The organism is Caballeronia arvi (assembly GCF_001544695.2).
GTDB classification, from domain to species: domain Bacteria; phylum Pseudomonadota; class Gammaproteobacteria; order Burkholderiales; family Burkholderiaceae; genus Caballeronia; species Caballeronia arvi.
Window position 1 is genome coordinate 1 of sequence record NZ_FCOM02000259.1, and the last position, 1,125, is coordinate 1,125.

At 60.7% G+C, this 1,125-nt stretch carries 1 pseudogene; it reads right to left on the reverse strand.

The features are described 5' to 3' along the window. Window positions 1-87 precede the first annotated feature (87 nt). Window positions 88-1,125: pseudogene (locus tag AWB74_RS44765) on the reverse strand (CoA-binding protein); the annotation flags it as partial.

The following is a 1,125-nucleotide window of genomic DNA, read 5'->3' on the forward strand; positions in this document are numbered from 1 at the left end:
CTGATAGTCGCCGGAAATTCGACAAACGGGAATTGCGAGTTTTGGAAGGATTGATGTTCTTTGAACATCAATCCTTCATCACGGATATCAAGCCACGAAGCGGCACTGCGAGGCAGGCGTGCGCGTGTCCATGTTGCGACCGCGGTTGAGATGGTCGTCGATTTCCGCCGCGCAGCCCAGCATGCGGGGATAAAGGAAAATCGTGAACGCCGCGGTTTCGAGATCGGACTCGGTCAGATCACCGCGCCGCAACGGCTGCCAGAGCATCTTAAGCAACAGCGCGGCGATGATCGCATCGACATTGACGCAGTAGACGTTCCGGGACACGCCGGCATCGAACAGTGCCTGCACGAGTTCGCGATAGTACGCATGGAACACGTTGTACTCGCCGCGCTTCTCACACAAATCGGCGATGAACACCTCGCGCGGATCATGGTTGACCGGCCTGTCCTTGAATACCGGATGATTCACGCCTGGAAGCTTTGCGATGTCGAGGCTACCCGCGTTCTTCTGTCGCGCCTTGTACTGCGCATACTGTTCAACGGATCGCTCGGCGAGCGCGCGCAGGTCGATGGCGTGGTCCGGCCTGGACGGATTGTCCAAGGCGGTTTCCTTGAAGGCGTCGATCAGAAACGCGATGCCTTCGTAGCCATTGCCGCCGTGCGTGAAGCCCGTATGCGAGAGAAAGCCGACAAGGGCCTTATTGAGCTGCACGCGCTCGGGCGATTCCGGTCCATCCGCGGACACTGCGCCCTTTGCCCCTTGTGCCGATATCGCGCCGGGACCATTGGTGAGCAGAAGGCCTGCGAGGGTCTTGAAGGTGAACAGGTCCTCAGGGCCTGGTTTGAGATTGAGAAGGGCGGCGAAGCAGAGCTCGGTTACGCTGCGCTCGTTCAGCACTTCAGCAGAGGAGAAGCCGCTGAAGCCGTCCGGGCCGTGGCGGGACGCGTCAGCCGACGCTCCGATCAGCGTTCCGATCAGCATGCTCCACCAAGGCAGGCTTTCGGCGGTGATGCGTGAGATGCGCTTGCGCATGAGCGGGCCCCATGCCAGCGTTGTCGTGATCGCGGCCAGTACCGCATCTGCGCTCGGGTGAGCGGGCCGTGAGGTGAGCCAGCGAACGAA